The 25,572-nt window shown below is 40.8% G+C and carries 28 protein-coding genes; 6 read left to right on the top strand and 22 right to left on the bottom strand.

Annotation, left to right across the window (positions count from 1 at the left end; all coding sequences use genetic code 11):
* The first annotated feature begins 12 nt into the window (after positions 1–12).
* The 3 genes from nuoE to AC4HCY_RS03315 are packed head-to-tail and all read left to right on the top strand — an operon-like array spanning position 13 to position 3,000.
* A complete protein-coding gene (gene nuoE, locus AC4HCY_RS03325; protein WP_323433183.1) occupies positions 13–456 on the top strand; it encodes an NADH-quinone oxidoreductase subunit NuoE in 444 nt (147 codons plus the stop codon).
* Entirely contained in the window at positions 449–2,254 is a 1,806-nt protein-coding gene (locus tag AC4HCY_RS03320) for an NADH-ubiquinone oxidoreductase-F iron-sulfur binding region domain-containing protein (protein ID WP_323433184.1), read from the top strand. The genes nuoE and AC4HCY_RS03320 overlap by 8 nt, the downstream gene beginning before the upstream one ends.
* Positions 2,251–3,000 (top strand): 2Fe-2S iron-sulfur cluster-binding protein, encoded by a 750-nt coding sequence (locus AC4HCY_RS03315; protein ID WP_323433185.1) that lies wholly within the window; start codon positions 2,251–2,253, stop codon positions 2,998–3,000. The genes AC4HCY_RS03320 and AC4HCY_RS03315 overlap by 4 nt, the downstream gene beginning before the upstream one ends.
* Positions 3,001–3,205: 205 nt before the next feature.
* Here AC4HCY_RS03315 and AC4HCY_RS03310 read toward each other — a convergent pair whose 3' ends face one another.
* The 13 genes from AC4HCY_RS03310 to AC4HCY_RS03250 all read right to left on the bottom strand — a co-directional run bounded on the left by AC4HCY_RS03310 (position 3,206) and on the right by AC4HCY_RS03250 (position 14,650).
* Positions 3,206–4,678 (bottom strand): Na+/H+ antiporter NhaC family protein, encoded by a 1,473-nt coding sequence (locus AC4HCY_RS03310; protein WP_323433186.1) that lies wholly within the window; start codon positions 4,676–4,678, stop codon positions 3,206–3,208.
* Between the two features lie 303 nt (positions 4,679–4,981).
* Entirely contained in the window at positions 4,982–5,638 is a 657-nt protein-coding gene (locus AC4HCY_RS03305) for an acetate--CoA ligase family protein (protein ID WP_323433187.1), read from the bottom strand.
* 1 nt (position 5,639) lies between these two features.
* On the bottom strand, positions 5,640–7,088 hold the full coding sequence (locus AC4HCY_RS03300) for an acetate--CoA ligase family protein (protein ID WP_323433188.1): 1,449 nt from the start codon (positions 7,086–7,088) through the stop codon (positions 5,640–5,642).
* An 18-nt stretch (positions 7,089–7,106) separates the two neighbouring features.
* Positions 7,107–8,012 carry a thiamine pyrophosphate-dependent enzyme gene (locus tag AC4HCY_RS03295; protein WP_323433189.1) on the bottom strand — a complete coding sequence of 302 codons (906 nt, stop codon included), beginning with the start codon at positions 8,010–8,012 and terminating at the stop codon, positions 7,107–7,109.
* A gap of 18 nt (positions 8,013–8,030) precedes the next feature.
* Positions 8,031–9,206 carry a transketolase C-terminal domain-containing protein gene (locus AC4HCY_RS03290; RefSeq protein WP_323433190.1) on the bottom strand — a complete coding sequence of 392 codons (1,176 nt, stop codon included), beginning with the start codon at positions 9,204–9,206 and terminating at the stop codon, positions 8,031–8,033.
* Complete coding sequence (locus tag AC4HCY_RS03285) at positions 9,207–9,473, bottom strand: 4Fe-4S binding protein (protein WP_323433191.1); 267 nt, start codon at positions 9,471–9,473, stop codon at positions 9,207–9,209. It lies immediately after the preceding gene.
* Positions 9,474–9,489: 16 nt separating this feature from the next.
* Positions 9,490–9,996, bottom strand: coding sequence for a 2-oxoacid:acceptor oxidoreductase family protein (locus tag AC4HCY_RS03280; RefSeq protein ID WP_491096073.1), 507 nt, complete (start codon positions 9,994–9,996; stop codon positions 9,490–9,492).
* 61 nt (positions 9,997–10,057) lie between these two features.
* Positions 10,058–11,647 carry a dihydroorotase gene (locus AC4HCY_RS03275; RefSeq protein WP_491095368.1) on the bottom strand — a complete coding sequence of 530 codons (1,590 nt, stop codon included), beginning with the start codon at positions 11,645–11,647 and terminating at the stop codon, positions 10,058–10,060.
* Positions 11,648–11,650: 3 nt separating this feature from the next.
* Positions 11,651–12,277 carry a BMC domain-containing protein gene (locus AC4HCY_RS03270; protein WP_255227704.1) on the bottom strand — a complete coding sequence of 209 codons (627 nt, stop codon included), beginning with the start codon at positions 12,275–12,277 and terminating at the stop codon, positions 11,651–11,653.
* A 44-nt stretch (positions 12,278–12,321) separates the two neighbouring features.
* Complete coding sequence (locus AC4HCY_RS03265) at positions 12,322–12,585, bottom strand: BMC domain-containing protein (RefSeq protein ID WP_323431345.1); 264 nt, start codon at positions 12,583–12,585, stop codon at positions 12,322–12,324.
* Between the two features lies 1 nt (position 12,586).
* Positions 12,587–12,871: a EutN/CcmL family microcompartment protein gene (locus tag AC4HCY_RS03260; protein ID WP_323431346.1), complete on the bottom strand. Its 285-nt coding sequence runs from the start codon at positions 12,869–12,871 to the stop codon at positions 12,587–12,589.
* Positions 12,872–12,879: 8 nt separating this feature from the next.
* Complete coding sequence (locus tag AC4HCY_RS03255; protein ID WP_323431347.1) at positions 12,880–14,334, bottom strand: aminotransferase class V-fold PLP-dependent enzyme; 1,455 nt, start codon at positions 14,332–14,334, stop codon at positions 12,880–12,882.
* A 40-nt stretch (positions 14,335–14,374) separates the two neighbouring features.
* Positions 14,375–14,650, bottom strand: coding sequence for a BMC domain-containing protein (locus AC4HCY_RS03250; RefSeq protein WP_255227700.1), 276 nt, complete (start codon positions 14,648–14,650; stop codon positions 14,375–14,377).
* Positions 14,651–14,870: 220 nt separating this feature from the next.
* Between AC4HCY_RS03250 and AC4HCY_RS03245 the strand changes: the two genes are divergently transcribed.
* Positions 14,871–15,584, top strand: coding sequence for a Crp/Fnr family transcriptional regulator (locus AC4HCY_RS03245; RefSeq protein ID WP_323431348.1), 714 nt, complete (start codon positions 14,871–14,873; stop codon positions 15,582–15,584).
* A gap of 132 nt (positions 15,585–15,716) precedes the next feature.
* On the opposite strand, the gene AC4HCY_RS03240 is transcribed toward AC4HCY_RS03245, so the two are convergent.
* The 9 genes from AC4HCY_RS03240 to AC4HCY_RS03200 all read right to left on the bottom strand — a co-directional run bounded on the left by AC4HCY_RS03240 (position 15,717) and on the right by AC4HCY_RS03200 (position 21,745).
* Entirely contained in the window at positions 15,717–15,953 is a 237-nt protein-coding gene (locus AC4HCY_RS03240) for a P-loop NTPase family protein (RefSeq protein WP_491095367.1), read from the bottom strand.
* Between the two features lie 45 nt (positions 15,954–15,998).
* Positions 15,999–16,349 (bottom strand): type II toxin-antitoxin system PemK/MazF family toxin, encoded by a 351-nt coding sequence (locus AC4HCY_RS03235; RefSeq protein ID WP_323431350.1) that lies wholly within the window; start codon positions 16,347–16,349, stop codon positions 15,999–16,001.
* On the bottom strand, positions 16,343–16,615 hold the full coding sequence (locus AC4HCY_RS03230) for a hypothetical protein (RefSeq protein WP_323431351.1): 273 nt from the start codon (positions 16,613–16,615) through the stop codon (positions 16,343–16,345). The genes AC4HCY_RS03235 and AC4HCY_RS03230 overlap by 7 nt, the downstream gene beginning before the upstream one ends.
* Positions 16,616–16,788: 173 nt before the next feature.
* Positions 16,789–18,147: a serine hydrolase gene (locus AC4HCY_RS03225; protein ID WP_323432922.1), complete on the bottom strand. Its 1,359-nt coding sequence runs from the start codon at positions 18,145–18,147 to the stop codon at positions 16,789–16,791.
* A gap of 40 nt (positions 18,148–18,187) precedes the next feature.
* On the bottom strand, positions 18,188–19,093 hold the full coding sequence (locus AC4HCY_RS03220) for a GNAT family N-acetyltransferase (protein WP_323432921.1): 906 nt from the start codon (positions 19,091–19,093) through the stop codon (positions 18,188–18,190).
* A 65-nt stretch (positions 19,094–19,158) separates the two neighbouring features.
* Positions 19,159–19,437: a hypothetical protein gene (locus AC4HCY_RS03215; RefSeq protein ID WP_323432920.1), complete on the bottom strand. Its 279-nt coding sequence runs from the start codon at positions 19,435–19,437 to the stop codon at positions 19,159–19,161.
* 26 nt (positions 19,438–19,463) lie between these two features.
* Positions 19,464–20,285, bottom strand: a complete 822-nt coding sequence (locus AC4HCY_RS03210) for a GNAT family N-acetyltransferase (RefSeq protein ID WP_323432919.1) — start codon at positions 20,283–20,285, stop codon at positions 19,464–19,466.
* Positions 20,286–20,485: 200 nt separating this feature from the next.
* Complete coding sequence (locus tag AC4HCY_RS03205) at positions 20,486–20,974, bottom strand: prolyl-tRNA synthetase associated domain-containing protein (RefSeq protein WP_323432918.1); 489 nt, start codon at positions 20,972–20,974, stop codon at positions 20,486–20,488.
* Between the two features lie 66 nt (positions 20,975–21,040).
* Positions 21,041–21,745, bottom strand: coding sequence for a DUF975 family protein (locus tag AC4HCY_RS03200; protein ID WP_323432917.1), 705 nt, complete (start codon positions 21,743–21,745; stop codon positions 21,041–21,043).
* Between the two features lie 238 nt (positions 21,746–21,983).
* On the opposite strand from AC4HCY_RS03200, the gene AC4HCY_RS03195 reads away from it, so the two are divergent.
* On the top strand, positions 21,984–23,735 hold the full coding sequence (locus AC4HCY_RS03195) for an ABC transporter ATP-binding protein (protein WP_323432916.1): 1,752 nt from the start codon (positions 21,984–21,986) through the stop codon (positions 23,733–23,735).
* Positions 23,736–23,747: 12 nt separating this feature from the next.
* The gene (locus AC4HCY_RS03190; RefSeq protein ID WP_323432915.1) at positions 23,748–25,514 is read left to right on the top strand and encodes an ABC transporter ATP-binding protein; all 1,767 of its coding nucleotides are present in this window, start codon (positions 23,748–23,750) and stop codon (positions 25,512–25,514) included.
* The last annotated feature ends 58 nt before the right edge of the window (positions 25,515–25,572 follow it).

Here is a 25,572-nt window from a genome sequence, read left to right as displayed (position 1 = left end):
CGGTGATGAATTTTGTTTGACAAATACCCAAAGGAGAAAAGATTTACATTAGCTATACTGCAGGATATTCAGAAGGAATACGGCTATATTCCCAAGGAGAAGCTCGTTGAGCTTTCCGGATATCTTGACATCCCTCTCTCAAGGCTGTACAGCATGGCCACCTTTTACAAGGCTTTAAGCCTGACGCCCAAGGGGGAGAATATAATAAAGGTCTGTGACGGCACTGCATGCCATATCAGGTCATCCAAAAGCTTATTGGATGAGATCAGGAGCACCCTTGGCATAAAGCCGGGGGAGACCACAAAAGACGGAAAGTTTTCCTTGGAAACCGTAAACTGCCTTGGCTCTTGTGCCATAGCTCCCGTCATGGTGATAAACGGCAAATACTATGGCAAGCTCACTTCCTCCATGGTTAGAGAGATTTTGAAGGAATACGGGGGTGCGAGCGGTGAGTAGAACGATCTTTGTCTGCTGCGGCACAGGATGCCTGGCAAACAATAGTATGGAAGTATATGAGAAGCTAAAAAGGTTCATAGAAAAGTATGAGCTAGATGCAGAAGTAAAAACTTCCATAAAGGCTACCGGCTGCAATGGATTATGTGAAAAAGGGCCCCTGGTGAAAATCCAGCCTGACGATATCTGCTACAGCAGGGTTAAAGCAAAAGATGCGGAAGAAATCGTCGTAAAGACCTTGATCAACGGTGAGATAGTAGACAGGCTTTTGATCTTTGATACTGCAAAGGGTAAAAAAGTGACTTCTCATAAGGAAACCGATTTTTATAAATCCCAGCAGAAAATCGCTTTAAGGAATATAGGGGAAATTGACCCTGCAAGCATAGATGATTACATTGAGCGCGGAGGATATGAGGCACTGAGCAAAGCGCTGTTTCAGATGACACCCGGGGAAGTGATCTCGGAGGTTGAGAAATCCGGATTGCGGGGCAGAGGCGGAGGCGGCTTTCCTGCAGGGCGAAAATGGAGACAGTGTGACAGTATAGACAGCTTCCCAAAGTATGTGGTATGCAATGGAGATGAGGGAGACCCGGGAGCCTTCATGGACAGGAGCATAATGGAAGGCGATCCCAATACGGTAATAGAGGGGATGACTATATGCGCCTATGCCATAAAATCAAACAGCGGATTCATATATATCAGGGATGAGTACTCATTGGCCCTCAAGAATATGAATGCCGCCATAAGGCAGGCAAGAGAAAGAGGTTTCCTGGGCAATAACATCATGGGCGGCGGGTTTGATTTCGATATACAAATAGTAAGAGGCGGAGGAGCCTTTGTCTGCGGCGAATCCACTGCATTAATGCAGTCTATAGAGGGAAATGTAGGTGAGCCCAGGGCTAAATATATACACTCTGTGGAAAAAGGATTATGGGGGCAGCCTACCGTGCTCAATAACGTGGAGACCTGGGCAAATATCCCCGAGATAATAACTAAGGGCTCTGAGTGGTTTAGCTCCATAGGTACAAAAAGCAGCAAGGGCACAAAGGTATTTTCGTTGGTAGGCAAGGTAAAGAATACGGGGCTTGTGGAAATTCCTATGGGTACAACACTGAGGGAGCTTGTATTTAAAATCGGCGGAGGAGTAATCGGAGACAAGAGATTTAAAGCCGTTCAAAGCGGCGGTCCTTCGGGAGGCTGCATACCGGAAAATCTCCTTGATCTTCCTGTGGACTTTGATACATTGAAGGATGCAGGCTCCATGATGGGCTCAGGCGGCATAATAGTCATGGATGAGAGGACTTGCATGGTGGATGTGGCAAGATATTATCTCAACTTTCTATCCGAGGAATCCTGCGGCAAATGCGTTGCCTGCCGGGAAGGCATAAAAAGGATGCTTGAGCTTCTCTCGGATATCTGCGCCGGCAAAGGCAGCGAGGAGGATTTGGAGCTATTGGAGAGCTTATGCCATACTGTGGAGGAGGCTTCTCTCTGTGGATTGGGAAAAACAGCTCCTAATCCTGTGCTGACCACATTAAAGTATTTCAAGGATGAATATCTGGCTCATATAAAGGAAAAAAGATGCCCTGCAGGAGTGTGTCCCGGCCTCACAGCTTATGAGATCGATGAAAAGCTGTGCAAAGGCTGCGGAGTGTGTGCAAAGAATTGCCCGGCTTCAGCCATATCCGGAGAGCGAGGGAAGGCACACCGCTTGGATGAAGCCTGCTGTATAAAATGCGGCAGCTGCATGGATATATGCAGGTTCAATGCGGTAAGGGTCAAAAAGGAGGTGCGGGCATGAAGATTACAGTAGACGGCATAGCATGCGAAGCCCAAAAAGGGGAAATGCTGCTTCAGATTGCAAGGAGAAACAATATTCACATACCTACTTTATGCCACAGCGATGCCCTGCCAGGACTCGGGAGCTGCAGGTTGTGCATGGTGGAAATAGCGGACAGAGGCAGAAGCAGTGTTGTCGCTTCCTGCATATATCCGGTAAAAGGTGAGATAGAGGTGCTTACTCATTCGGATAAAATTAAATCCATAAGGAAGAATCTCCTCATGCTGCTTTATGCCAGAGCTCCTGAGGATGAAACCATAAACAGGCTGCGCAAAGAATACGGGGTGCCGGATAGCATAAGATTTTCGGGAGATAAAGACGAGCACTGCATACTCTGCGGATTATGCGTCAAAGCTTGTGATGAGATGGGAAGCAGTGCCATATCAACGACCAACAGAGGCGTGACAAAGAAGGTGTCTACCCCTTATGATGAGCCTTCCGCTGAATGCATAGGCTGCGGCTCCTGCGCCTATGTATGCCCTACCGATGCCATTAAGATGAAGGAAGATGAAGGCATACGCACCATATGGAATAAAAGCTTCCATCTTGTGAGATGCAAAAAATGCGGCAAGCCCTTTGCCACACAAGAGCAGCTTGAGTATAACCGTGAAAAACTGGGAGACGATTGGGCTGAAGCTTTGTGCCAGAGCTGCAAAAAAGCAGTGACCGGCGAGAAGCTTAGAGATATATATGAGAGGACAACATAATTAACTGATTCCTATAATTATTATAGTGTTCAATGTAATATCCGCTAAGCTTATGTCCCAAAATATCTGCTTATGTAAAAAACTATAGACTAGGCACTCTTTAAAAGTTTCTAGTCTATAGTTTTTTATATAAGCTTATAAGCTATTCTTTATAAAAAGCGGCGACATACAAATATAGAATTTATTATAGATTATATATCGAACGTTAAATATTAACACTATTTGATAATTGTTGTTGCTTCTTTATAGCTTCACCTTTTGAACCTTCATATTCACGTCCCCATCCTGTAATAACCGAAAATACAAGCACAAAGAATAAAGTTATGCAGTGAAATGAAGCAAACGAAAGTTGCATTGGGTTAATAGCTTTAATGAAGCTATAATCAGCTATAAGCCCATTTACACAAGTTATAACAATAAATATGAAAGAGCTTGTAAAAGGAATTATAACCGGTAATGTACTTGCAAAACCATCAAGAAGATTAGCTCTCCTGTATGGATGGAGCTCTCTAGACTGGCCGATTTTATCTGCAATCGGTCCGAACATGATTATTGCAGGTCCGTTAGCCGCACCAAGACATACAGATGATACCATGATACCGATACCTATAATAAACTCTGAACCTATAACAGTATTGTTAAACTTGCTGTTTAAAAGGCCTTCAATAATCTTATCCATGGTACCGCTTTCGTTTAGTACGCCCATTATACCTGCAACTGCATATAGGTAGCCAACTGTACCAAGCATATTTTTAATACCATCAATAGCGAAACCCTGCAATGCTCCGTTTTCAACGGATATAATATCTTTAAATCCTATAATTCCCGTTATAAGACCTATAACTGTACCTGAAATAATACCCCATGTAATAGCAATGAAAATGTCTCTTTTAATAACTGCAACTGCTAATAGAACAACAACAGGAATTAGCATTATCAGACCCTTTGGATTCATATATTGCATAAGAATTTCTTTCCCTGCAATGTTAGCCTCGCCTGCATTACCCATGAAATAGAATAATACACACGCGATAAGACCTGCGGCTAAGGCATATTTCATTCTTGTTGCCACAACACCGCCAATGTCTGCTGTTCCTTCTTTATGTAAATATCTCTGTGATGTTGCTGACGCAATAGTCGTATCTGAGATAGGAGCTACGTTATCGCCAAAAATTGCACCGCTTAAAATAGCACCTGCAAGATATAACGGATGGGCACCTAAAAGGATACCTGACGGATATAAGATCGGAAAGCCTGAGAAAAGAGTTCCTATTGATGTCCCTGTGGCCATAGAAATAATACTTGTGGCAACAAATGTAAATACAACGAACATTCCTCCCTGAAGTCCCATGGAGTTACCAAGCCAAACGAAACCCTGGGCAACACCACCCCTTGACATAAGCTTTGCAAAAACTCCGACTACTAAAAGAATAAGTGCGAGTGTATTCATCATTGGAGAAGCCATGCCATTAACAACCGCTTCCCAATATTTCGCCCAGTCTTTGGAGAAAAGGCTTCCGATAATAAGAGCAATAATACCGCCCATGCATAGAGCTTCCATTTCAAATACTTTAAAAACAACGAAGAATGCTACACAGAATACCACAAAAATAATAAGTGGGATAAGTGATAGTAGATTTGTTCCTCTAAATTCTAACCTCTGCTTCTGCTCATCCATATCATTTCCTCCGTTCATTAAATAATGATTATCAGTATCTTTGGATTAATAAAGTGAACGGCGCCATACACCTTATTAATCTTAATGATATGATATTGAAATTATAAAATCTGTAAACTACTTTACAAAACATAAAACATTTACATAATATTTGAATAATCTATAATATTTAAATAATAAGTATAGTGTTTATTTAAATATCTGTACCATAAAAACTTCCACAGCAATAGATATAACCGTTGTAAGCTTTGCAAAAACAGCGGCATTTACGGCAGGAAGCTTTGTTTGAAAACATACAATCTCTTATGCCAGCTTTATAAGAGCATCTACACCTTTTGCGCCCTTACCTTCTTCATAGAGAAAGAAAGGATTAATGTCTATTTCTTCTATTGTCGGATTTTCTATTATTAAATTTGATAACTTCAGCAGTGTGTTAATAAGAGTCTCCTTGTCATAAACGGTACCCCTTGCACCATTTATAATTTGTGAAAGCTTTGTTTCAGTCAACATTTTGCTTGCATCAAGTCTTGTAATAGGAAGGAGTCTCAATGCAACATCCTTGAAAACCTCAACATAAATTCCTCCGCTTCCCACCATAATAACAGGCCCAAACTGTGGATCCTTCTTCATACCAATAATAGCCTCAAGCCCTGCAGGTGCCATCTCCTGAATAAGAACTCCGTCAATTTTTGCATCTGGATTATAGTGATTGGCATTATCACATATTTTAGTGAAAGCCTCTTCAACCTCTTCCTCTGTTTTAACGCCTACAAATACACAGCCTGCCTCTGTTTTATGTATAATATCTGACGATAATATTTTCATAACGACAGGCAGTTCAAGCTTTTGGGCAGCTTCCTTTGCTTCCTCAATTGTTTTTGATAGGAAACTTTTTGCCATAGAAATTTCATATTGAGAGAGAAGATTTCTTGCATCCAATTCATTTAAAAATTTACTCATGTTATTCCACTCCTCTCACGCTATCTAAAAACCATTTATATTCAACCATATGCGCCGCCGCCTTAACGCAGTGTGCAGGCGTATTATATGTTCTGATACCGTTTTCCTCCAGTATTTTTCTGCACTCCCAAACATAATTCCCCGCCATAATACAAATATAAACCGGTTTTTTCTTCGCATAACCCTCATTCTTCAAAAGCTTGACAAGCCCTTCCGCCAGTTCCTTCCTTGGAAGAAATGTTGGCACGACAGTTATAAATATAACACTGTCAACGCCGTCATCATCCATAACCGTACGAAGACTCTCAACATGATGATATACATTAGCCGCCGCTGTAATATCCGCATAGCCTTCCGGTGAGCAGACATTAGCCATATCCGGAAGAATTTCTGTTAATTTCTTTTTTGTCTTTTCCTCTACCACCGGGAGCTTTAATATCTTTTCGTCCATATAGGCATCGGTACAATAAATACCGGGCCCCCCTGCCTGTGTAAGAATAAACACATTATTGCCCTTAGGAAGAATTCCGCTATCAAGGGATTGCAGTGTATCCATCATTTCCTCTATTGTATATACTCTTATGATCCCATATTGACGAAAAGCTGCCTCATAAACCGCATCCGCACCAGCTAATGAGCCTGTATGAGAATTAGCCGCCTTAGCACCGATTTCGCTTCTGCCTACTTTTAGAACAATAATAGGCTTTTTCTTGGCTATTCTTGCAAGAGTATCAATAAGCTTTCTTCCATCAGGATAACCCTCCATGTACATACCTATAACCTTTGTATCTTCATCCTGCTCGAAATATTCAAGAAGATCTATGAAGTCAACATCAGCCATATTACCTATTGAAATAAACTTATTCATTGAAATAGGTGCAGGTTGTGAAGCACCCATCATAAGGATTGAGGCCGCTAGGGCGCCGCTTTGAGAAATGAAGCTTATTCCGCCCTTTTTACCTCTGCTTTCCTTCGGCAAAAGAGTCTCAACAAATGTTGTGTCAACTCGATTAATATTGTCGATAATACCAATACAATTAGGCCCCACGACACGTATGCCGTAACGTTTTGCTGTATTTATAAGGCAATCCTGTCTTCTTATACCTTCAGGAGTCTTAGTTTCTCCATAGTTTGCTGCCGCACAAACGATAACCTTAACATCATTTTTCTTTTTCATTCTTATCTCCAAATCAGCCATAATGTCAAAAATTACTTCTGAAGGAGTAATAAGAATAACCAATTCAACCTTTTCCTCTACCTCTGAAAGCTTTTTATAGCATTTAATTCCCAATATTTCCTTTTCAGAAACATTGATAGGAAATATTTTCTTCGGATAACCAATGCTTAATAAATTATCAAGTATTATATATCCCGCTTTGAGAGGGTTAGAGCTCGCTCCAACCACCGCGATATTCCGGGGATTAAATAAAGCATCCAAATTATTACTCATTATTCAGCTTATCCTTTCTTATAAAGTAACCAGCTGTTTAAGCCTGTGCCACTTTTTGTCTGCCAATTTCTGAATTTCCTCGATTTCATCATCGTTCAAATGCTTGAACTTCTTCATATGCTTAAGATATTCCTTAACAGGCTTAGGTTCCTTGTATTCCTTATTAATAAAAAATTTGCCATCTATAACCTCATAAAGCGGGAAAAAATTAGTTTCAACAGCAAGTCTTGAAACCTCAATACTTGTATCTGGTTTAATTCCCCATCCAGTAAGACATGGATTATACACATGAATATATGCAAGACCTCTTTGGGAAGCCTCTATGGCCTTTTCAAGCTTAGCAACCATATCAGGAATAAAAGCCGGTGAGCATGTTGCCATATACGGAATGTCATGCATAGCCATAACCATGGGAAAATCCTTCTTGTGCTGTCTCTTTCCGCCTCTGCCTTTATCACTTACAGGAGTTGTTGTTGTCCATGAATATTTTGTAGTAGCACTGCTTCGTTGATAACCTGTGTTCATATAGCCTTCGTTATCATAGCATATATAAATTAGTTTATCTCCTCTTTCCGCCGCACCTGAAAGGCACTGCATACCCGCATCAGTTGTTGCGCCATCACCAGCGAAAGCAACAACATTAACCTTTCTGCCAATCCTTTCATAATGCATTTTAATTCCTGTAAGCATAGAAGCTACATTATCCAAAAGCGGGAAAAACACAGGGATCTTTGAACCTGATTCCTTATCCCAGCCTACAACACCAACGCCGCCCATACATCCCGGCGGTACAGCATAAATTGTGTTTGGCCCCAAAACCTTCATACATGTTCTTAATGTTAACTCAACATTACATCCTACACAGGCAGATATACCCGGTGAAACCATATCCTCCATTGCGGCTAATTTATCTATTAAATTCATTCTCTGCACCTACCCCTCTTATACCATCAGCCAGATAGTTTCCCTATTCTTTTTCTCTTCTGCTGCTCTAACAATAGCATCGATTGTATCCAGCATCATTTTAATGGAGATGTCCTCTCCTCCAAGTCCTCCGATAATAGGAACGGAAGGAACATGATTGTCACCCTCATAAAGAGCTGATTTAATCTCCTGGTAAACAATACCTGTATCCCATCCAAAGGATACGTTCTTGTCAACAACGCCAAAGGATCTGACTCTAGCCAATGCCTTGCAAACTCTGGCTTTAGGGAATGGCCTTATCATTCTCATCCTTACAAGGCCTGCCTTGATGCCCTCTGCTCGCTTGAGGTCAACAGCCTCTTTAGCTGCACCTGACATAGAGCCTGTTGTTACGATAGCGTATTCGGCGTCCTCCATTCTATATTCTTCAATTGCTCCGCCATATGTTCTCCCGAACAATTCTCCATATGCTCTATCAACCTCATCAATAACCTTAAGGGCATTTTGCTGTGCCTTTAAATGTTTATATCTGTATTCCATTAAAAGATCACCGTTTGTAAGAGGATCGACAGCCATAGGCCTTTCAGGATCAAGTAAAATATGCTCAGGCTTATATGTGCCTAAAAATCCATCAACCTTCTCTTGCTCAGGAATAAAAACCTTTTCTGTCATATGCGAAAGATAAAAACCGTCAAAGCATATATTTATGGGAAGAAGGACTCTCTTATCCTCGGCAATCTTAAATGCCTGAACAATAAGGTCAAGGATTTCCTGGTTATCCTCAGCATAAACCTGAAGCCAGCCTGCATCTCTTACACTCATAGAATCCTGCTGTCCGCCCCAGACACTCTGAGGAGAAATCATTTCTCTGTTAACTATCGCCATAACTATAGGAAGTCTTAATGTAGAGGCTCTGAAATACGGCTCATACATAAGGGCAAGACCTTGAGAAGCAGTAGCCGTAAATGTTCTTGAGCCTGCAAGTGATGCTCCCGTAACTACGCTCATAGCTGAAAGCTCTGATTCAACTTCACTCATAGCCGCATCGATTTCACCGTTTGCAGCAAACTCTGTCAAGTATTCAACGACAGGTGTCTGCGGTGTAATAGGATAAGCTGCAATAACTCCGGGTCTTGCAAGCGATGCCCCAATGGCAGCAGCCTTATTGCCATTTAAAACGTCTAATTTCTGCATTTATTTTCCCTCCTCCGGTACCATGTCAATTGCCTTTTTAGGACATTCATGGGCACATATGCCGCAGCCCTTGCAATAATCATATGAAATTACAAACTTCCCATTAGTTTTATTGATCGAGTTAACAGGGCAGTATAAGAAGCACATACCGCATTTTATACATTTGTCATAATTCATAACCGGTCGCTGTGTTCTCCAGTCACCTGTATTTAAAACATGAATTCCTTCTGCTCCTATGGGAACTATATATTTACTTTTAAACTGCATTTTTCTCTCCCCTTAATTAAAGTTCTGTAACCTGGACTTCGTCATAGCCCTTGTATAAAGCTTCTTTGTTCTTGTGCCCCCAAAGCTCCTCAACCTTTTTGGCAATCTCATCAATTGAAACAAGTCCTGTTGCCTTGCAGAAAGCGCCCAACATAACTGTGTTTGTAATGGGCTTTCCAATAATTTGCAAAGCGATTGCCGTGGCATCAACAAGGGCAACTGTCTTAACATTTTCAGGCATTTTTAAGTCCTCAGGCTTATGTGTTGTGTTCAATACCAGCGTACCGTTCTCCTTAATTCCCTCAAAGACATCAACAGCATTCATGATAGTAGGGTCAAGAACTATTACTATATCAGGGTTATAAACTCTGTTCTTTGGTCTTATAGGGTCCGAGCTGATTCTTACGAAAGCAGTAACAGGAGCACCCTGCCTTTCAAATCCGAAAAATGGAATAGAATTTCCATATTTACCATCCATAACAGCGGCATATACCAATGCTTCAGCGGCTTTAACAGAACCCATTCCCCCTCTGCCGTGTATTCTTATTTCCTTCAAAGTCATTACCTCCTTTTAATCCCTTGGCTTATCTCATAAGGCACTTTCCTGTGGAAAGATTTTCAGCAAAGGCACCATTTTCAACAGCTACTTTACCATCTTTAATTGTTGTGACAGGCCATCCCTGCAATCTTCTTCCCTCAAAAATTGAGAAGTCTGAGCGTGAATTCAACTGCTCTGCTTTAACCTCTTTTGCCATATTCATATCAACTATTACTACATCTGCATCGCTTCCCGGAAGTATTGTTCCCTTCCTTGGATATACTCCGAAGGTCTCTGCGGGCTTCTTTGTCATATGAGCAATAACCTTTTCAACAGGTATTCCTCTTTTCACAACACCCTCATTTAGCACTGACGGCAGATGAGTTTCCAGTGCGGGATAGCCGGGAACTGCCTCCCACATAGATGCATCGTTGTTTTTTTCTGTTTTTGTCTGAGTTACGTTATCTGTTCCTATAGTATCAACAACCCCATCCTCTAAAGCCTTCCAAAGCTCTTCCATATCCTCAGCATCTCTGAAAGGCGGCTCCATTTTGAACTCATTTCCTGTAATATGCTGCTTTGCAATTGAAAGGTATGGACTTGTTGTCTCAACATTAACATATTTGTTTTTGGGCTTGATATTTCTTAATCTGTTGATAGCAGCCTTTGATGACATATGCACAAAATAAACAGGAACTTTGATCTTTTCAGCCAAATATGAAAGCCTGATTACAGCTTCCTCTTCGGCCATGTCCGGATGGGTATCCGCCCAGTCAAAAACTGTAGCGTTTTCACCCTTTTCTTCCCTTGTATTAGCATTGGCACGTCTCACAATGTAACGATTTTCAGCATGGGCGCAAAGCATACAGTTCTTACCGCTCTTTTTGATTTCATCAAAAACATCAAGTATAAATCCGTCATCCACATCCGGGATAAGTCCCGGAATACCGTTCATGTAAATCTTAAAGGATGTTATTCCCAGATGATTTACATAATCGGGAATTTCACTTTTTTGCTCATGATTTGAAATAACCAGATGAGGGATAATGTCTATATGGGAAAGCCTCTGAATATCCTCCATTATTTGGGGAAAGGATGTGAAATGTGATTTCTCTCCTCCAAAATAACAGCCTATTGTTGTTATACCACCCATAAGAGCTGATTTTGTTTCTGTTACAATTTCTGTTTCAAAAGGAGCAAAAAGCCCCAAATGAACATGAGGGTCAATTATTCCCGGCATTACATACTTTCCTGCGGCATCAATTGTTTTTGCCGCTGTTATTGAATTGTTGTTTCCAATAGAATGAATTTTCCCATCCTTAATATATACATTCATAGCAAAAATTCCGTTGTCCGGCAGGACAACCATGCCATTAATAACTGCAATATCAACATTAACCGAACTGTAAGGTGTAGTATGCAATTGTGAAGCAGCTATAGGTGCTGCTCCTACAGGCTGGGATATAGTTAATTTGTCAAGCTTATCTAATTTTGAACTTATTTCTCTTAGAATGTTTATAGATTCTTTATCCTCTGAAAAAGATACGGATTGTGAAGAATTTGTTTTTGTTTCCTCTTCTTTGCGATCAACCCCTGCCAAGCTTTTTATGTATGATGCAAAAATGTCGCGTTCCATAGGTTATTGCCTGCCTTCTACATTTTCTATTGCAGCAAGCGCAGCTTCTCTCGCTGCTCTGACCTCAGACTCCGAGCCCGAAATATACATCCTTCCGAAACGTCCTACCGGATCGAAGGTAACAACCTTAACCTGAGCATTTTTCTCTGCCTCATTTACAGCAATGGAAATATATGCTGCAGGTTCAACCTCCATTATAAAAAGACTTTCCCCCGGAACAAGTATTGATCCTAATCGTCCGTCACGATTGATAAGCTGAGCCTGGTAAGGGTCTGTATTTGAAATAATCTGCTCGGAAACAACTCTTGGCTTTATTCTGTCTGTCATATCAAGTCCGCAGGCATCAAGAATTGCCTGTCCTGCCTGCTTTATATCCTCAGGCGAATAGGAGTGAAGTTCAATTTCACCGTATTCTCTTTCTACTATCTGAAAGCCTGGTTTGGCATTTGTCTGCTTTAATGCTATATTAAGGAGATTGTAAACTCCGCTTCCAGGAGCTAATTCTATATATAGTTCACTCATGCCTGCCAAAGGTATATCGCCCTTTGCAACAGTTCCTGTAATAGCGGCATACTGTGGCTGCATATTATCAACAATTATAAAGGTTCTAAGATCTAATTTTTCTTTCATAGCCTAATCCTCTCCTACAGCGCAATAATCCCGCCGAAAATTAATTATTTAAGAAAGTCTTCTGTTTCAGGGTTTGGCCTTGCAATTACATGAACGCTTATAAGCTCTCCTACCTTTTGAGCTGCAGCGGCACCGGCATCAACAGCGGCCTTAACGGCCCCAACATCACCCTCGATTATTACTGTTACAAGTCCGCCTCCGATTAGCTTTTTCCCTATTATTTCAACATTAGCTGCTTTAACCATAGCATCTGCTGCCTCAATAGCTGCAACCAAACCTTTAGTTTCAATAAATCCCTTTGATTTCATATCATATTTCCTCCCTCTGTTTAATAAAATCACACGAATCGACTATCCCTATAATCGCCAAATCCACAGGTGAATTAGTGTCACCCAACGCGGCTCTTGCACCGGAGCCTGTTGCTACCAAAACAACTTCCCCCACACTGCAGCCTATAGTATCAACCGCCACCATAAATTCGCCCGTAAAATTTCCGGATTTATTTAGTCTTTGTAAAGTTACCATACTATAGCCTATCAAAGCTTTATTCTTAATGGTGGAAACAAATTTACCTTGAACTTTACAGATATACATACTAACACCTACTTCCCATCCAGAATGCTCTTGATGCAATCTAAAGCATAGTCAATTTCTTCTGGTTTTGTATAAAAGTGAGGTGCTATTCTGATTACATCTCCCCGGCCTGAACCAATAACGTTTTTCTTTCTCAAAAGACCTTCCATGGTATGCGAATCAACCTTATGTCCGCAGACAACAGCCGTCGTGCTGCCCTTCGCGCTTACATCAAATGGACTTAATGTTGTAAGCCCTCTTTCAAGAACTCCGTTTAGCGCATAAGCACTGAGCATATCAATTCTATCTTTGATTCTTGCCGGATTAACCTCATTAATGATTTCAAGGCCTGCTCTAACAGCATAAGCATTAAGCACAGGTGGCGTTCCCGTATCGAAACGGCTTGCTTTATTTGCCCAATCCAAGTATCTTGTCTGAAATAGAAATGGATTTGCTTGTCCGAACCAACCTGTCACAGAAGGCTTTAAATCCTGAATAAGCTTTTTATTTATATACATAAAGGCTATTCCCGGAATACCAAATAAATATTTGAGGCAACCTGAAACCAAGATATCAATATTCATTGCCTTAACATCTACAGGATCTGTGCCTAAACTCTGATAAGAGTCAACCAAAATAAGCGAACCTTTTCTGTGAGCTATTTCGGCAATCTTTGCAATGTCTTGTTTAAACCCATTTAAGTAATAAACCTGTGTAATGGATGTTAATAATGTATTTTCATCGATGTATCTTTCATATTCGCTTATATCGATCTGATGTTTTTCATCTACAGACACAAAATCAACCTTGGCTCCATGTCTCTGGTTTGCAAGCCATATATGATCAACAGTCGGGAATTCTGCATCTGTAACAACAACTTTCTTTCTCTTTCCTGTATAGTCAAGGGAGTTTGCAATTGAGCTTACCAGGTCTGAAACAGAAGAAGCCACTGCGATATCATCAGGATCAGCATTTATTAATTTAGCAAACTCAGCCTTTGCCTGATCAACCTCTTGGCACCATGAATCCCAGTCCATTCCTACGCCGCCCCAGTTTTCAAGATATCTGTTTATAGAGGCTAAAACCCTCTTTGATTGAGCACTTTGTGAACAGTTTCCCAGATGGGCTACATTTTTAAGAATTGGGAACTCTTCTCTCCATCTTTCAACTTCTGCTTCACTGATTAGTCCCTTATAGGGAAGTGCTTTGACCTGCGGATAGCTCCTTCTTTCAGATTTGCCGGCTATATGCTCAAAAGCCGTCTGTGGCGTAGGCTGTGTCGATACACGTGCAAATTCTGGCTGCACTACAAATTCTACACTTCCTGCATAGTTGTTCTCATCTTTGTATACAAATCTTATCCCTTTTTTTAGCGCTGCCTCTTTGGCAACAGAGGTGATAACATCTTCTCTGTTCATCTCAATTATGCTCTCACCCTTAGCAGCATAAAAATCTACATCATGTGCGGTATAAAACTTTTTCACCTCATAATACCCCTTTCTTATTGTATAGAGCTATTGTTGATTATTCTGCTTCAGGTAAAAACATCTCAAGCAATCCTTCGTTTGGCCTTGGAATTACATGTACTGATACAACCTCTCCAACTCTTTGAGCTGCTTCTGCACCGGCATCAACTGCTGCCTTAACGGCTCCTACATCACCCTTGATAATAACGGTAACGTAGCCTCCGCCGATTTCAAGTTGTCTCACCAATTCAACATTTGCTGCCTTCACCATGGCGTCAGCCGCCTCAACGCTTCCTACAAAGCCTTTTGTTTCAATAAAACCATATGAATTCACTGTTTTTTCCTCCTCTTATAACAATTTCATATACAACGCACCAGCGTTAGTATCATTAAGAGTATTCTTAATTCAATCAAGCATGGCAATTTGTTCATATGTATCATAAAAAAATCATATCAGGTATGCTATAATAATTCTGTAAATCATTTTACAAATATATAAAATATACAAAATTTTATATACAAAATTTTAAAATCTACTAAGAGATAATTGTGAGGTGATTACTATTAGTAAGATTAGCAAAAGAAATAAAGTTGATATTGAAGGAAACTCACCATGGGTTGATATGAGTTATGTTGACTGGAGCTGTATCACAAAGGATTACACTCCAAAAGGGTATAAGAAGCATGAAGTAATATATCACCAGCAGGATAATCCTGACTGTGTTTATCTGGTTAAAAAGGGCAGAGTAAGGCTTGACATTTATGGCTTTAATGGAGAAAAGCGAAGCCTTTTTATTGCTGAAGCGGGTACATTTTTCGGGGAACTTTCTACCATAGATGAAATGCCTAATATGTGCAGTGCTACCGCTGCCACATATTCAGTTGTCTACAGCATACCAAAGACCAGGTTTATTGAAGAACTCAGCAAAAATTATGATTTTTCCTTTAGTATTCTTAAAATGATGTCAAAAAAAATACGCCTCATTACAACGCAAATAAAGCAGCTTTCTTTTAATGATTCAAACTATAGAGTATGCTATGCCCTTACAAGCCTTGCCAATCAGTATGGCTCTAAAACTTCTGAGGGCTATTACAAGCTGGGCATAAAATTTACGCATCAGGAAATGGCAAACCTTACAGGCCTTTCAAGAGTTTCTGTTTCAAATATACTTCTTAATTTGGCATCTGAAGGTATAATTGATAAGGATGAAGGTTTTGTTATTATAATTGATATGAACAGATTAAGTAATTATTTGCTTGAAAATTGAGATTGAAGCGTAAAACGCCGGGGGCTGCCTTTAGAGAAGCTTTGTGCCAGAGCTGCAAAAAAGCATTGACCGACGAAAAGCTTAGAGATATATATGAGAGGGCAAAGTAGCTTTGCCCCTCATATTACTTATTTAACTGTACATAGCTGCAATCTCGCCATGTCTAAGGACATAAATATTATCCGCATTTCTTACGGTGTTGAGCCGGTGGGCAACAATAATAGTAATCCTATCCTTCAAGAATTCCATCAAATTTTCCATCACATATTCTTCGGTCAAATTGTCCATGGCAGAGGCAGCCTCATCTAAAATTACTATTCTTGCCTTCTGAAAGTAGAGCCTTGCCGTCAATTCTGCTCCTTCCTCCATCAGGCTTTATTAACCCTTCTTTCTATTTTAGCTAGTGACATACTTCTACATTATATCTAAATAAGTTTTCATTGCATTTCTGATGCTTTCTTGCAATTTATGTGATACTATCGAACCGCATTGTTCTTTCAGCCTTTCTTTGGATATGCAGCGTATTTGATGAGCCATAACGATGGAATCCTTTGATAAGCCTGAATCATCTTTGCTGACAAAGGCTTCTATTGAATATACTTTTCTTCCTGGCTTCTGAGAGGTTATTGGCAAAATTGTAACTGTCGGCAGAGCCTTGTTTATCTCTTCTTCAGATACAATCAGAACGGGTCTTGTCCCTGCTTGCTCCGAACCAATCACCGGGTCCGGCTGTACCCCGAAAATATTCCACTGATATTTTACCAATCAGTAACCCTCCTTGCCGTCTCAGCATCAGAGGTTTCAAAATCATGTATGCATTCTTCTATATCTTTCAAAAACAAAGGATCCTTAGATGCTTCTGTTATTTCTTTTATTAATTTTTCCTTTTCCAATCTCATTAAATATTCTTCAATAGCTTCCTTCACACCTGCATTTACCGAAGCAATGTAATTATCATCCGCATATTCTCTCACCTTATCAATCATTTCTACAGGCAGTGAAAATGTGTAATTCTTCACTTTTGCAGCCATACTACCACACTCCAAAATCATATTGTATATTTATATTGTATTATCTACAATATAAATATACAATATAAATGTTATTCTACATTAATATGCTTATTATATTAGGAATACAGGAAGCCTTCGACATGATGCCGGAGGCTATGGCAATGGGTATATATTCTAATGCTATGGCGTAATTACATCCTTTTACCTTTTACTTCATAAACACATTCCTTGTAATTCAAGCCTTCAACCTTTCCCTCTGCATCTATATTGAATTTAATCAATCTATATTCGCTTCCCATCGTGTAGAATTCAGTTTCCGAGTATGGTATAAGTATATTTTTAATTGCTGAAGGCTCCAAAACAAGATGATTGGCTTCTCTTCTTACAGTCATGACATTTCCGTTGTCAAGCAGATACCTTCCGCTTAATCTCTCCAGGTTCTCTTTGTCTAATTGTATTTTTTCTCTTTTCACAGGCAAATCGTACTTTTCGCCCAAAGCCATGAAAGATAGGACTTGAGCCATATTAAGGTTTATATTATCTTTATTGCTCACATTCATCAACGATATGACTGTTAGCTCTTCGTCAGGAAATCTCATTACTGTAGATGAATATCCATTGTCTAAAAGCCCATTATAGCCCATCCATTTGTGTCCATTCAGTTCTCCCACTCCCAATCCGTAGCCGTGAGCATACATTCTTTCAATGGTTTCCTTTTTTATAACTATGTCACCGTTAAGGGCCTTGTACAATAAATACAGATCCTTAGTGGTAGAGTAAATATTTCCTGAGCCTAAAAATGCGGAAACATCATATATTGTTGAGGTGACCTTTTCAATATGAGAATCAAAAATCTTATAGCCGGAGGCCATATGAGGAAATTCAGCATTAGAAGCTGCGGCACCGGTATTTTTCATACCGACAGGCTCAAAAATATTCTTCTTTAAATACTCTTCGTAGGTCTCTCCGGACACTTTTTCAATTATACAGGCTAATAGGCTGAAGGCTCCGTTGCTGTATTCATATCCTGTACCAGGTTCAAAGTCAAGGGCTTGGGATGCGATTTTATTAATCAACTCATCCCGGGAAACAGGTTCATGAAAATTGATTTCGGCGTCCCTCTTTATGCCTGAAGTGTGGGTCAGCAAATGCTCTATAGTTATTTTGTCTCCTTCAGTCTGAGAAGGGATATATTTCGATACAGGGTCGCTGAGCTTCAGCATGCCCTTTTCCTCCAGCTGCATAATAGCCAAGGCTGTAATGGGCTTGGTGTTGGAGCCTATCAGAAAGATTGTATCCTCGGTGAGCTCAATATTCTTATCATAATCTGCCTTCCCATATCCTTTGCTGAATAATATTTCTCCCCCTTTGGCTACTAAGATATTCCCGTGAATTCTCTCACGGGTGCAAAGATTATTCAAAGCCGCTATATACTCATCCGCTTTTTTGGAGAAATCTTCATTGCTTCCTGAAGTTTTTACACTGCAGCCATATAGAGCAAGCATCCCGATCGTCAATATTACAACGCTTATAATGCCTGTCCTTCTCAATTCTTTTTCTTCCCCCTTCAGTCCAATATGTTGGATTAGTTTATAGAACCTTGCTCCAGTAGTTTATTTTAGTTACTGTAACAAAGCCTACTCTTTTATAGAACTCTTTGTTGGAATCCATGATAGCATATTGAGCACCAAGCCTTTTAACCCGGTTCAGTGCCTCATAGACTGCTGCCTGCCCAAGTCCTAATTTCTGATATTCAGGTATTGTCCCCACTGGCTCAGGTGAGACATATTTATTAAGCTCGTCATACCATACGCAGCAGAAAGAAGCAATTTCCCCATCCGGTGCGACAATAAACACACCGTATTCAGGATAGAAGTCCTTTGCGGCAGCCAATGCCTCGAAAGCTTTCTTGGAGCGCTCTACATAGATGGGTTCGTCTATATATCCGAAGGCCCTGGCATGAGCAATGGCTTTTTGTTCTGCCGTAGTTTCGTTATAGGTTGTGATCCTAAAGCCCTCCGGAATGCTGACATCAAATTCATTTTCCATCTTCAGAATATTAAATGCCAGAGAATAATCTATGCTATAGCCTCTCTCCTTTGCTATAGCTTCCAATGGGTCATTCTCGGGGATTTCCACCCACACCGTTTTGTTTGGGCCATCCATTATGGATATGTTTTCTTCCCCAAACTCGAACAACTCCCTGTAGAAATCCCTCGGCAGGTCGAATCTGTCAATATTGATAAAAACTATTCCGTTTTCCTCACCCTCCGAACAAACGATAGCCGCTATTTCCCCATTTTCATATTCCCATATGCCTATTTCATCGGGCCAGTGCTCAGTGTAGTCGTGCATAATCTGTCCGAAGCATGGTGAAAAATTCATCCTATCAAAGGTCCAGTTTCTGATATATCCCAGCTTATGATTGCTGTTGATAAAAAAGGAATGCATCCTATCAAAGTCATCACTTTGATATCTTCTGAATTTTATTTCCATAATATATGCCTCCTCACAAGTTATAAGTCTACTGTACTGCCTGCGAAGCCCCTATGAAAACTCTGCTAAACTAATATGCCAATAACAGACTTGATGATCAAATACTCAAAGGCAACAGACGCTATACATGCAATAATGAAAAATGACAGTTTTGCTTCTCCAATCTGATCCTTCCAATACTGGCCTCTGAACAGCGAAAAAAGATCAGGAGTAAATGAGTATCTGACCGACTCTTTGAAATCGTCGGAATCTCTGAACATGACCTTAAAAATAATTTTATACAGAGGTATATTCACTATAAGCAATACCACCATAATAAACGCTTCTATATCTATCACCTCCATTATAGCAACGCCCAAAGGCTGTTTGCCTATTTGCACCTGACGATCAGATAATCATCGTAATGTTCAAACCCTAATGCATTATATGCTCTGACAGCAGGTGTATTATTCTTTTTGACGGAAAGAGTGGGCATTTTGCCCTTGCCTATTATTCTCCTGCATATTTCAGATACGACTGCTTTGCAGTATCCTTTGCCTCTCTCCTCTTCAGGGGTATAGACGCTTCCAATCTGGCTTATGCCCGGAGTATAAGTCTGAATGCAGGCTTGAGCGACCATCTCGCCGGCCTTTACTGCAATGATAAAATCCTCTTCTTCGCTCCTTTGCACCAAAGATTTTATGGCATCCTCTCTTGTCATGATCTCATTGAATCCCTTTTCGCGGGCATTTATAACGAAATCGACTACCGCATCATTGCCTGCTCCTCTCGCATCAATAAAGTTTATTCCATCCAATACATAAGGCTTAAAGCTCTTATTTACAAAATAAGCACTTTCATCATATGCCTGAATCTCTTTATAAGCCTCGATTTCGTCATATAAAGGCTTTACAATTTCACGCATACCCAGTAAAAATTTAAAGCTTCTCTCCCGCATGATTCCTGCAAATAAGGGCACCGCAGCTTCCGTCTCATAATGGGGTATGCAGCTTCCAAGATTATAGAAGGGCAGGATGCCTTTCAGCTCTTCACCCTCAAAGAACCCATAATAATCTGCACACCTTCTTATATCCCGTTTGTTATCTACGCCGAACTCAACAATATTGGCATATAAAAATGATGTGCCGATTTCGTTTCTCCCAAGATACTCCATAATAATTTGCTTGTCAGACTGTGTAAGTAATCTGATCATCTTCGCCACCTCCTAAAATAAAAAACCCCGCAAAATCACTCCCAAGAGTGACTCCGAAGGGTTTATATCCGTTCGTGTAGGATTGCCGCAATCCCTATGCTGCTCGCAAGCTTGTGCTCAAGCATACTCACTTTTTATGTATTATTGCATATATTTTCCATACTGTCAATATATATAGGAACGGTTATGAGCCGCTCCTGCTATATATTGACAAATGTGATCTCGTTTCCGTTTTCAGAGACAACCCGCTTAAGGTCCTCATAGGATAGCATCACTGTAGCGGTATTATCGTTAGGATGTACTCCCAGATTTGCTTTGCCTACTAAATCCTTGTCAAAAACAACCTCTACCTCATGAGCAGCATCGTTGATTATTCCTAAAGGTGAAACTGCGCCTTTTTTCAGCCCAAGATATTTCTCAAGCCTTTCCTCTGATGCAAAGCTCAGCTTTGTGCTTCCTATTTGTGCCGCAATATTGCTAAGATCTGCTCTCTTATCATTGCGAAGAATAATGAGATAATGCTTTTTTCCCTTTGCATCTCTGATAAAAAGATTTTTGCATACTTCAACCTTATCGGTTATGCCCAGATTTTCCATCTCTTCAATGGTATAGACCGCAGGATGGTTGATGACCTCATATTTGATGCCCATAGCAGTCAATTTTTCATAGACCTTTTGCTGTGCTTCCATTTTCGGATTCAACTCACTTTCTTTTGTATTAACCGTACCTTCTCTTGAAGGAGGCCTTATTCAGTGCTAGGCTGCTTCTTCCATCGGTCCTTGCCGAAGAACCATATAAAGTTCAGCCTTTGTAGCATTTGCATAGGGCGTTACAAAAATCACCCCTATGCCAAAAAACAATGCCCCCAGCAAATACCATCCGATGAAGGACAAATCCAGTACAAACATATCTAATTTATGGCCTTCAGTCATATCCCGGCTGAGTTTTATTGCCTCTTGGGCTCCTATATTAGGGTTTTCAGCCAGTATATAAGGTGCCATTGAATACTCGTAGGATTTTATAATACCTGGTATTATCAGCAGCAGATACCATAGAAAGTTCTGAACGCCCCTTAGCAGCATTGCCTTTATTATACCCATATAGTTTTCCCTGTCAAAGGCATATTTAAAACAACCGCTGCTGTCTTCGTACCGGGCAGATTTGATAAAATATCTCCTGCCTCCTACTTCCAGCGAATACCCTAAAAAAATGCGCAGGACAATCAAGGATAATATGATCAAGATCACCATGACACCAAAAATTGCGAAAAAAGTTGGTAGATCAAAGGGCATAGGGCCTCCCGAGTTTCTGTAGTTATTATAGCTGCTCCTGCCCGAGCTTCCTCCCCCGCCACCTTCGCCTCCTGCAAGATAGATAACCAAGCTGATCAAAAATGCTTTCCAATAGTTTCCTTTGAGCACTGCCTTTGCTCTATCCTTAAGCTCTTTTCTTGTCCACATATTCATACCCCACTTTCTATTCTAGTCTATAATATTTATATCAGCATATTAAAATGCTTTTCCCATGCTTTATTTCCCCGCCATATATCAAATATTACCATAACCCTCCCTCTTTTTCTATACATCCCATAAGTTTCATGTCTATAAAATTCACTGTAAATCTAACCATTTTTGTGATAGTCTATGATTATGAGTTTTATCACTGAATGTAATCTCGTTCAATAACAGGAGGGATAACATGAACAAATTCAGACATATGGAGGAATTCTTCCGGGCAAACAAGTGGAGATACATGCTTGGTGTATTTGTCCTCCTATTTGTCGACGGTCTTCAGCTTGTGACCCCCAAGCTTCTTGGTCATATCACGGATTCCCTTGGTTCCCACACCCTATCCATGAAGCAGATATATTTTTACGTATTTTTAATAATATTGATTGCAGTTTTTATAGCAGTTTTTCGATACATATGGAGGATGCTCATAATAGGGGCGTCCAGGGATCTGGAATTCTGGCTGCGCAATAAATTGTTCTCCCATTTGGAAAAACTCTCTATTAATTATTTCCACCATAAAAAAACCGGAGATTTGATGGCCCATGCCACCAATGACATAAATGCCGTCAGGATGGCCTTTGGAATGGGCGTCGTCATGGCCACGGATGCCATATTCCTGACCCTCTCCACCATTATGATAATGATGGTATCCGTTGATATGAAATTTACACTGGTAGCCTTGATACCTCTTCCCTTTGTCGCCCTTACCGTCACCTTTTTCGGCAAGGTGATCCAGAGAAAGTTCAAAAGGGTTCAGGAGGCTTTTTCCAACTTAACGGATAAGGCTCAGGAGAGCTTTTCGGGCATAAGGGTAATAAAATCCTTTGTCCAGGAGGATAAGGAAATCAATAACTTCGCAGATGCCAATAAAAACAATCTTGATGAGAACATGAATCTCATAAAGATATGGGGCGCCATGTTCCCTCTGGTAATCTTTATGGCCTCCTTAAGCTTCGTCATCACCCTCTATTACGGCGGGGTGCTTGTAATAGACAAGACCATAAGCCTTGGACAGTTTGTAACCTTTATATCCTATTTGGGACTCCTAACCTGGCCTATGATGGCCGTAGGCTACGTTATAAACGTACTTCAAAGAGGTACTGCCTCTATCCTGAGGATCAATGAAATATTAGACACCGAGCCGGAAATATTTGATGATGAAAACACCTTGGAGCTTGATGATTTTGAAGAAGCCATAGAATTTAAGAATTTGTCCTTTACCTATCCTGGAGCAGAGATCCCCGCACTCAGAGATATAAATATAACTCTGGAAAAAGGCAGGACCCTCGCCATAATAGGAAAGACGGGCAGCGGCAAGACGACTTTGGCCAATTTAATATTAAGACTATATAATGTAGAAAAAGGCAAACTTTTATTGGGAGGCTATGATATAAACCAGATGCCCTTCCACCTTCTCAGAAGCAAGATCGGCTATGTGCCTCAGGACAATTTTCTTTTTTCCTGCACTATAAAGGAAAATATAGCCTTCGCGGACGAAAGCCTGCCCTTTGAAAAAGTAGAGGAGGCTGCTAAAATAACCAGCGTCTACGACGATATCATGGACTTTCCCCAGAAGTTCGAAACCCAGCTGGGAGAAAGGGGCATAACCCTATCGGGAGGCCAGAAGCAGAGGATATCCATAGCTCGGGCCATTGCCAAGAATCCCGGCATAATGATATTTGACGACTGCTTATCCGCCGTGGATACAAAGACAGAAGAAAAAATACTTAAGAATTTGAAGAAAGTAACCAAGGACAGGACAAGCATCATAATAGCTCACAGGATATCTACTGTAAAGGATGCTGATGAGATCATCGTTTTAGATGAAGGCAGGATAATCGAGAGAGGAAATCACGACTACCTGGTATCCATAAAGGGATACTACAGCAGCATATACCATAAGCAGCTGCTGGAAGAAAAAATAGCCGGTGAGGAATAGGGGGTAGAATATATGAACAATTTTCATGAAGAAGAAGCCTTAGGAAAAGCCTTTGACGCCCGGCTGATGAAAAGACTGTTAAAGTATGCCAAGCCCTTTGCCGGACTTATTTCCATTTGCTTCGTGCTGCTGCTTTTGATAACTCTCACTGATTTAGCCAGGCCCTATCTCATGAAAGTGGCCATAGATGATTACATAGCGGCAGGCAATAAGGCAGGGCTGGAAAAAATATCTCTGCTCTTTCTTGCTGTCATCACCGGAGGTTTTGTATTCAACTATATCCAGGTTTACCTGCTGAATTATACGGGACAGAAGATCATATACAATATGAGGCAGGAGCTCTTCTCACACTTGCTGAGACTCTCCCTATCCTTCTATGACAGAAATCCTGTGGGCAGGCTTGTTACAAGGGTCAGCAACGATATGGAAAGCCTCAACGAAATGTATACTGCGGTCCTCGTAAATCTTTTTAAGGATATATTTACCCTTATAGGAATCGTAATCGTCATGCTCAGGATGAATGCAAAGGTCGCCTTGGTAAGCTTTATTGCCATACCTCTCATATTTTTGTCCGCGGCCATTTTTCGTGTGGAGTCCAGAAAAGCATACAGGCTGGTCAGAGTGAAGCTGGCAAAGATAAATTCTACCTTGAGCGAGAATATCTCAGGCATGAAGATCATCCAGATATTTAACAGGGAAGATTATAAATATGATGAATTCGTAGGTATAAATGATGAGCACAGGAAGGCGAGCATGAGGGAGCTCTTCGTATTTGCGGTGTTCAGGCCTTCCATGGACCTCATCTACTCGCTGTCTTTAGCCCTTCTCATATGGTATGGAGGAGGAAAGGTCCTCCAAGGTGAGGTGCCCTTTGGAGTTCTCTTTGCCTTTGTAAATTATATCGACCAGTTTTTCAAGCCCATAAATGACTTGACCGAGAAATTCAATATCCTGCAGTCTGCAATGGCTTCGTCAGAGCGAATCTTCCTGCTTTTAGACCAAGAGGAAACCATCAAGAACCCCAGTGAAGCTCTGCCCCTTGATAAGGTCACAGGCAAGATAGAGTTTAAAAATGTTTGGTTCGCTTATGAAGGAGAGAATTGGGTCTTAAGGGATGTAAGCTTCACCATCAATCCCGGTGAAACAGCAGCCTTCGTAGGTGCCACAGGAGCAGGAAAAACTTCAATAATAAGCCTTATCACCAGGCTTTATGATATACAGAAAGGCGAAATACTTATAGACGGTAAAAATATCAAGGAAATAGACAAATACGAGCTTCGTTCTCAAATCGGGGTAGTGCTTCAGGATGTCTTCCTCTTTACCGGAGATATAAAAGGGAATATAAGATTGAATAATGAGGATATAACCGATGAAAAGGTAAAAGAGGTTGCAAGCTTCGTAAATGCCGGAACCTTTATCGACAAGCTGCCCAGAAAGTATGAAGAAACAGTAATGGAAAGAGGAGCTACTCTCTCATCAGGGCAGAGACAACTGCTGGCCTTTGCAAGAGCGCTGGCCTTCAACCCCTCTGTATTGGTGCTTGACGAAGCTACCTCCAATATCGATACTGAGACGGAAATGCTGATACAGGATGCTATAAAGAAGCTTATAAAGGACAGGACCAATATCATAATAGCCCACAGGCTTTCCACCATACAGCATGCAGATAAGATTATCGTCATGCACAAGGGCAAAGTAAGGGAAATGGGCAAGCATCAAGAGCTTCTGGACAAAAAAGGCATGTATTACGATTTATATTTGCTGCAATATAAGGAATAGATCAACGGGGACGGTTTGAAGTGGCTCAAGTGAACCATGAAAAACCGTCCCGTTGGCT

The sequence above is a fragment of the Lutispora sp. QWL-02 genome (genome assembly GCF_058315355.1).
This window is presented reverse-complemented; position numbering and strand designations above follow the sequence as displayed.